The 7690-nt window shown below is 45.9% G+C and carries 4 protein-coding genes and 1 pseudogene; 1 reads left to right on the top strand and 4 read right to left on the bottom strand.

Annotated features, from left to right (window positions below):
* Positions 1 to 108: 108 nt before the first annotated feature.
* The 3 genes from PN499_RS22320 to PN499_RS22310 all read right to left on the bottom strand — a co-directional run bounded on the left by PN499_RS22320 (position 109) and on the right by PN499_RS22310 (position 5284).
* Positions 109 to 2808: a DEAD/DEAH box helicase gene (locus tag PN499_RS22320; RefSeq protein WP_272034741.1), complete on the bottom strand. Its 2700-nt coding sequence runs from the start codon at positions 2806 to 2808 to the stop codon at positions 109 to 111.
* Positions 2809 to 3585: 777 nt separating this feature from the next.
* Positions 3586 to 4686, bottom strand: coding sequence for a site-2 protease family protein (locus PN499_RS22315; protein WP_272034739.1), 1101 nt, complete (start codon positions 4684 to 4686; stop codon positions 3586 to 3588).
* Between the two features lie 355 nt (positions 4687 to 5041).
* Positions 5042 to 5284 carry a hypothetical protein gene (locus tag PN499_RS22310; RefSeq protein ID WP_272034737.1) on the bottom strand — a complete coding sequence of 81 codons (243 nt, stop codon included), beginning with the start codon at positions 5282 to 5284 and terminating at the stop codon, positions 5042 to 5044.
* Positions 5285 to 5466: 182 nt separating this feature from the next.
* On the opposite strand from PN499_RS22310, the gene PN499_RS22305 reads away from it, so the two are divergent.
* Complete coding sequence (locus PN499_RS22305; RefSeq protein ID WP_272034736.1) at positions 5467 to 7557, top strand: AAA family ATPase; 2091 nt, start codon at positions 5467 to 5469, stop codon at positions 7555 to 7557.
* Here the strand turns inward: PN499_RS22305 and PN499_RS22300 are convergent.
* Positions 7558 to 7690, bottom strand: a pseudogene (locus PN499_RS22300) (IS630-like element ISMae24 family transposase); the annotation flags it as partial. It lies immediately after the preceding gene.

Below are 7690 nucleotides of genomic sequence, written 5' to 3'. Positions count from 1 at the left end.
TGTTACCGCCTAGAAGGCGGCGTTACGGATGATTTTGCGTAAGTCTTGATAATTGTCAAATATTAACAACTAACAACTAACCACTAACCACTAACCACTAACTATTATTCAATCAACCCCTTCATTAACAGGAAAGCGGTCAATTAACTGCATAGCACGGTAGGCATTGCTCCGCAAAGACTCAGATATATAAGGTACGTGAGGAACTTGAGATAAGAAATCTAAAGTCCGGCGTAAAATCCGCACCACATCGCCTTCATCTAAACTCGTGTTGGCCACAATGTCAAGCCATTCTACGCCAAGAGCCCATTGTTCTACCAAAGTGATGATTTCACGCTCTAACCAGATAGGGATTGCTACATCGTGGCGATGCTGTACCTGGAATACTCGCCGCCGCAGACCTCGCTGTAAATTGTCTAAAGCTTCTAAAACTTCGGGAGACAAAGTGTAGCGAGTCCAACTGTCTGGCCTAGAAACTTCTGTCACTAAGCCGGCACAAGCAGCAGCTAAGTGATGGGGGTCAAGTTCGTTAAATTCGCCGGACATCAGGGACAAACCTAGCCACAATTCATTATCACCGCGAATGGCAGCGCAAGCTTTGCCTAACATTGTTGGCATTAAGCCATCTAAGCAGCCAAAGCTTTGTAAGATGGCGATTAAATTGAGAAATTCTTCCCAGTAGCGAGCGCGTTTTTTTTCTAACTGCTGTTGGCGATCGCTAATTTCTTTTACCAGTCCCCCACGTCTGCGTTGTCGTTTAAGCAAACTAGCGGGGTTTCCCCATTCGTGGAGGGGGTGATTTTCTAGCTGTTGTTCTAGTGCGGCTATGCGCTGCTGCTGTGCGATCGCTTCTGGGGGCGGTGTGGGTGTGGGCATTTCTGGAATTAAACGTGCGATCGCGGCTGTATCTTCATTCCCCAGCCGACACTGGCCCAATCTCATCGCCATTTCCGGGGGAACTCCCAAACTATCCACCACACTCAAGCGCGGAATTTCGGCATACAAGCCCGCCACGTCGCTAATTGCCACCACATACCAGCGGTTATCTCTACCCAAACATACCAAGTAAGGAGCTTGACCAGGCCCCGGTATTTTCGCAACTAATACTGCTGGTAAAGCTGGTGCTTGGGGTCGTTTAGCTGTTGGGACGTGCTTACCTTTGAGACTGAGCACTGTACCAATTACAGCAAAAGCAACGGCAACGGCCATATCCTTGAGCCGTATGTCTTCTGCCTGTTGTTCTAAAGTTTTTAATATGCGTTTTTCTTCCTTAACTCGTCCTTGCAATTTCTCATAATTGGCGAGTAACTTCTCTAGAGAGGCGATATTTTTACCGCTAGAGTCTAACTGTGCCTCGATCGCGGCTAATTCCCTTTTGAGGATGTCAATTTCTGCTTGTTGGGGCTGCAAGTGCAGAGTAGAAATATACTGCCCAAAACTTCGCTCTACAAGCTCTTTAGCTTCTTCCAGAGTGTGAGTTTGCAGCAAGTTCAATACCATGCCATAGCTAGGAGTAAACTGGCTGGAAAGGGCATCAGCTCCCGCTGTTGCTAAGTAAGCGGCTTCTTTTGCCCCTTCAAAGGGCGTTTGCACTGTTACTACGTATCCCACCTCATCCATCCCCCGTCTGCCAGCTCTACCCGCCATTTGCAGGAATTCAGAAGCATTTAGCAGGCGGTGTCCCCTGTCTGTGCGTTTGGAAAGGGTAGAAATTACTGTGGTACGGGCGGGCATATTGATCCCGGCGGCGAGGGTTTCGGTGGCAAATACGACTTTAATTAAACCCATACCGAAAAGTTCTTCAACTAATCCTTTCCAAGCGGGCAAAATGCCTGCGTGGTGGGCGGCTACGCCTTGGTAGAGGGGTTCTACTTGTCCGGCGCGACGGGCTTCTGGGTTGCGTTCTAAAAAGTCGTCCACAATCCGGCGCAGTGAGGCCGATTCTTTCTCCGTTACTAGGGACAAATTGCCCATTTCGCCAACGGCGCGATCGCATCCTTTGCGACTGAAGATAAAGTAAATTGCTGGCAGCATATCCCTTTGCTGCAAGCCAGAAAGAATTTCTGGCAAATTGGGGACGGGGATATTGCCTCTGGTTTCTTTTTGCTGCTTTTTTTTGGGTACGAGGCGGGCGTTGACCTTTTTTGTGCCTGCTTCCAGGAGGGGAAAGAGGCCTTTTTGGTTGGCAAAGTGAAATTGCAGAGGAACGGGGCGGAAATCGGAGTAAATTAACTCTGTAGGGCCGTGTACTCTGCCAATCCAGTCTGTAAGTTGGTCGCTATTGGCGACTGTGGCGGAGAGGGCGACGAGTTGAACTTCAGCGGGACAGTAGATGATCGATTCTTCCCAGACTGTACCCCGCTGTCTGTCGTTCATGTAGTGACATTCATCTAAGACTACGGCTTCCACGCCCGTGAGAGATGTGCCGACTTCACCGATGGGGGTTCCGTAGAGCATATTACGGAAAATTTCTGTTGTCATCACCAGGATCGGGGCTTCCCGGTTGAAAGACATATCACCTGTGAGTAGCCCTACCATGTCTTGACCGAATTGGTGGCGGAAGTCGCGCAGCTTTTGGTTCGAGAGGGCTTTGAGGGGAGTGGTGTAAAAGACGCGCTTGCCGCGATTGAGGGCGCGGTAGATGGCATATTCGCCAATGAGGGTTTTGCCAGAGCCTGTGGGGGCGCAGACGACGACGGATTTGCCAGCTTGAAGGGCTGCGATCGCCTCTTGCTGGAAATCGTCTAGTTCAAAGGGAAATAATGTCTTCAGATCCAGCTCTTGGCTGTTCTGGGGGGGGTACGGCACGTTTGATGTGGTTGCAGGGTGAGTGTGCTTGCATCTTGCTGGTTGCAAGGTAGCACAGGACTGTTTTTATTGTAAGCCTTTGCAACCAATTAGGGATGCGATCGCACTTAGAAGGAGGGAGGCTAGGGGAAGAAGGGAACAGAATCAATGGTTTCAGCTATTCAGAACTTCCTAATCGTCAAGGCTGTTGCTAAGTAGTTGGACAAAAATAAATAATAGACATCTCTGAAAATTAGGCTTTTGTTTATATATAGCAAGGGTTTTAGCTTCTTTTTCTGAGATATCTAATGTCATTGTTCGCTGTGCTCCCCTTTTCCCTTAACCCTGCGATTGCTTCACTTCACTTCGTTCCGTTCGCAATGACATGGTTGCGTTTATTTTATGTCCGACTACTTATATCGCAATCCTAAATCATTTGTGAATTTCTTACTCCCTCCCCTTAGCAAGGGGATGGTTGGGGTGGGGTAAAAAATTTACGATTCATTTAGGATTGCTATAGCTGTCGGATCGAGCCTTGATTTTCAAAGGAACCTGTTTTTGGTATTAGTCCTATTAAGTGCGATCGTGAGTTGCAAAGAATGAAGAAAACAGAAGCAATCTCAAGGTCTTGAGATTGCTTCTGTTTGCTCACAATGACACAGAATATACCATGTCCAGAACTTACTAACTACCGAGATATAGGAACCGCTAAGGTGATTGCAAGGTGATTAGGAGATTCGAGTTTCCATCAAACCCTTAATTCTATTCCCTTCTTCCCTAGCCCCTAGCCCCTCGATATTAAGCAGGCTTGGCTTCCGATCGCGTTTGAAGTAAACGGATAATTCCCGATTTTTCGATTAGTCCTACGAGTACGCCGTTGTCGCGAATTACGGGCAGTTCTTGTACTTTCAATTGTTCTAGCAGAGTGGCGACTTCCAGTAAGGATTGATCCGGTTGAACTGCTGTAGAAAAATTGATCGGTTGTATGAGTTCTTTGACTTGAACTTCTGGCCAGTGGGATGTGGGAATATTTTTGATGTCATCAGCGGCGATCGCGCCTACTAATTGTCCCGCTTCTCCTGTGACTAAGAATCGCGCCCAGGGAGTTTTGCCGATGATGTAATCGTTGGCGAATTCTCTTATCGATAGGTGCTCGGAAACGATTGGACTGTCTGGGGTGACGGCATCTGCTGCTGTTAATCCTGCGAGTTCATTTTGAACTTTAGCTGATTGGGCAGATTGACCTGCATTTTGCCACAGGAACCAACCGATTAATATGTTCCAGAAGTTACCAACGAAGCCGGAGATAATGGCGATCGCACCTAATAGTTGACCGACGCGGCTAGCGAATAGCGTGCCTTTGTAAGGGTTGCCGGTGATTTTCCAGACGATCGCTTTGAGGATGTTTCCGCCATCGAGAGGCAAGCCAGGAATTAGGTTAAACAATGCTAAGGCTAGGTTGATGTAGGCTAGCATTCCCACGATCGCGGCGATGGGGCCTGCGATCGGTAATGTTGCGCCGATGGTGGTGAGTAACGCGAACAGGATAATGCTGACTAAGGGGCCTGCGATCGCTACCCAAAATGCTTCCCCTGGAGTTTTTGATTCCTTGTCGAGGTTGGCTAATCCTCCAAATAGAAACAGCGTGATCGATTTCACGTCAATTCCCTGTTTAATGGCTACCCAACTGTGTCCTAATTCGTGGGCGAGTACGGAGGCAAATAATAGCAATGCTGTGACTAATCCCAGTACCCAGGGCGATAGGGGGCCTAAGCCGGGAAAGCTTGCGGCTAGGAATCTGCCGTAGTCCCAGGTTACTAATGCCAGGACTAAAAACCACGAGGGATGCAGGTAAAATGGGATTCCAAACAGGTTGCCGACGCGAAATGTACTGTTCATTTTGGCTACCTCTAATTTCAGATAAGAGCTTTTTTTCTCTTTTGTATGTACTGATTGTAACGAATTTTAATCATGGTTTTAATTTTTCGAGTGGGTGGTATCCGTCTGTTGAGGTTCGGTTTTGGCTATTGCGGGCGATTGTAGAGGCTTAGAGGGCGCGGAGGGTTGTATTTACGGGGCGGTTGAAACCGCGTCTACATGGGCAAAACCCGCCTGCGGGGGTTGAAATTAATTGCATTTATCCGGCGGTTGAAACCGCGTCTACACAAACAAAACCCGCCTGCGCGGGTTGAAATTCTATTAGTCCGCGCAGGCGGACTTCGTTTGTGTAGCCGCGAATTCTATTCGCCCGGTCTTATTTATTGGGATACATTGCCTCCAATAAAGGGCAAATTTGAAAGCGGTTTTCAGTAGGTTTTTTGGCGATAACTTGCTGGATTGGGGGTTGCTGTTGGGAGTGAGATGGTTTATCGAAACGCCAGTGGTAAAATATTACAATATAGGTGAGGGCGATTCCAACTCCAGTATTAATTATGCCAATGGCAGTAGTAACAGTAGCCTCTATCAGCATCCATTTAATTTGATTTGGCACGTTCATAACTTCATTTCAAACTCGATGATGAAGTTATAAAATTCCGGGTATTCTCGGAAGCTAGAGGGTGATTCGGGATGGTTCGGGATAGTGTAGAATCTAGCTTAGGGAAGGTTTCGGGTAGCTGTTTTAGTTTCGATATCCCTAAACTCTCCCGAAAGTTTCTTGCAAATTTATTTCTCCCGCCCATGTCTAAGCAGTCTTCTAGTGATGGCAGCAAGAATATAAGTTATGGCCCAACTCCTCAGAAGCGAGCCTGGGAACTGGTGGAAGCTTTGCTAGTTCGGGCTAATAAACTGGATGATAGCTATATCAATGATCTATCGGCGGACTGGACACGAGAGACTAATCACATCAAAGTTGTAACAACTTTGGAGGCCCTACGAAGATTGGTGAGGGGCAGAGATATTTTTAAGCCTACGGTTAGGACAACGGAGGAAGGGACAAAGCAATTAATTAATGATGTCCTGACTTACTATTTAAGTGAAAAATTTCTGGATATTCTCTATGGCGGTGCAACTCAAGGGGCGGGGAATTGGACTTTTACGCTAAGGCTGTGGAGTCGAGATCAAGCTAAGAATAAGGAAGCGTTCGATCAGCTTTGGCTGGAGAAAAAACAGGCTCGATCGCGCCAGAAGCCAAATTTATCAGTCACGGTGACAACGGAGACTGTTACTGAGGTTTCTGTCAATTTACCAGGAGAAACGGATCAATCAACTACAAAACCCGCCGCCTCAACCCCGGCAACTGATAAAAAAGTCGCCCTACACGAAGCCATCCCCGCCGTACCCGTATGGAAAGGCCGCGACAACCTCCTAAATGACTTAAAAACAAAATTACTGCAACCAGAAAACCCAGCCAAAGTATTAGCATTAATTGGTCAAGGTGGCATAGGTAAAACCAGTTTAGCTGTGAAACTCCTAGAAGCCCTGGGTGTTAATTTATCAAGCCGTACCGTCACCACAGATTGCCCTTATCAATGCGCGATGTATTTCAAGGCAGATGTCGGGACAAGTTTTGATGAAGTGGCAGATTTTCTATTAATTGATGGCTTAGAATTTAAGACGGCGGAACCTTTGAAAACTGCTGATGAAAAGATTGCAAAAATTATCGCTGGGTTGACAGAAACTCGCTGTCTGTTAGTGTTGGACAACCTGGAAAGTATTTTACAGAAAGCGTGCGAACCGCAACCGGGACGAGCAATCTCACAGGATTGGGGTAAATTATTAAATGCTTTGGTGTATCAGCAGCATCAATCGCAAATTATTTTAACCAGTCGGGAAGTGCCGGCAGATTTAGGAGATCCACGATCTAAAAAATCAAGAATAAATAGCAAATTAGTTTATATTGAAAGGCTTACAGGCGTAGATACTAAGGCAGGAATTGAAATTTTACAAGCCTACAATTTTCAAGATAAGCTTGAAGATTTAGAATGGATAGCAGAGCGCGTTAAAGGTCATTTATTTGTGTTAACTCTGTTATCAGAATATGCAGAGCAGCCCGGTTATCTTCGCAAACGCCCTGAATTAGTGACAGAGGAGGTTGAACCGATTTTGAGAGAACAGTTAGAAAAGCACAGTGAAGCAGCGCAAGATTTACTCCGGCGGATGTGTATTTTGCGAGTGGGAATTGATCGGCGTGGGTTGACGTTTTTGCGACTATATACGAATGAGTGGGAGCAAGATAACCGCTTATTTTTGGCAGCGAATAAAAGTAAAGCTGTTGAGTTCACGGAAGCGGAAATTAGCGAAACTGAGGCGCTTGTAGAACGATTAGTAAATAGTAGTTTGGTAGAAAGTCAATTCGATCGGGATAAATGCGAAATTTTGTATAAATTGCACCAGGTGCTCGCAGAGTTTATGCGTCAAGACTACGAACAATTGCCAAGTTTATTCAAAAGAGTTGATTTGTTTTATCGCTCTATTATCACATTTAACGACATTAAGGATATGAGCGATTTGCAAAGATTTGGAGAAACTGCAATTTTTGCGTTAAATGTGGGAGATGAAAGAGAACAATTCAGGTTGGTAGAAATAATTTTAAATTATTCTTTCCGCTTAGGGAATGGTAATTTAATAGAGAATGCGTTGATGCAGCATCCTAGCGTTGTTGAAGGTAACAACCAAGCAGAAACCTTACTATGGTTTGGATCTTCTCACTATGAAATTGGGAATTGGGAGGAAGCAAAAAGGTGTTTTGAGGCTGCTTTAGCTACTGCTCAAGCAGAGGGCAAAAGAGAGGAAGTAGCTAGGGCTATAGGATGGTTAGGTTGTAAGTAGTCAGACAAAATTAATTACATAGGTTTCTCCAAATTCTCGGAGAATTTTTTCTACAGATGCCACAAATGTTGACCAATTTTTGTAAGCATCTATTTCAATCCATTCATACTTAATAAACCGCCATAAGATTTCA

This window comes from Kamptonema animale CS-326 (assembly GCF_028330895.1).
GTDB classification, from domain to species: Bacteria; Cyanobacteriota; Cyanobacteriia; order Cyanobacteriales; family Microcoleaceae; genus Kamptonema; species Kamptonema formosum.
The sequence above is the reverse complement of the archived record's forward strand: the minus strand, read 5'-3'. Positions and strand labels throughout refer to the sequence as shown.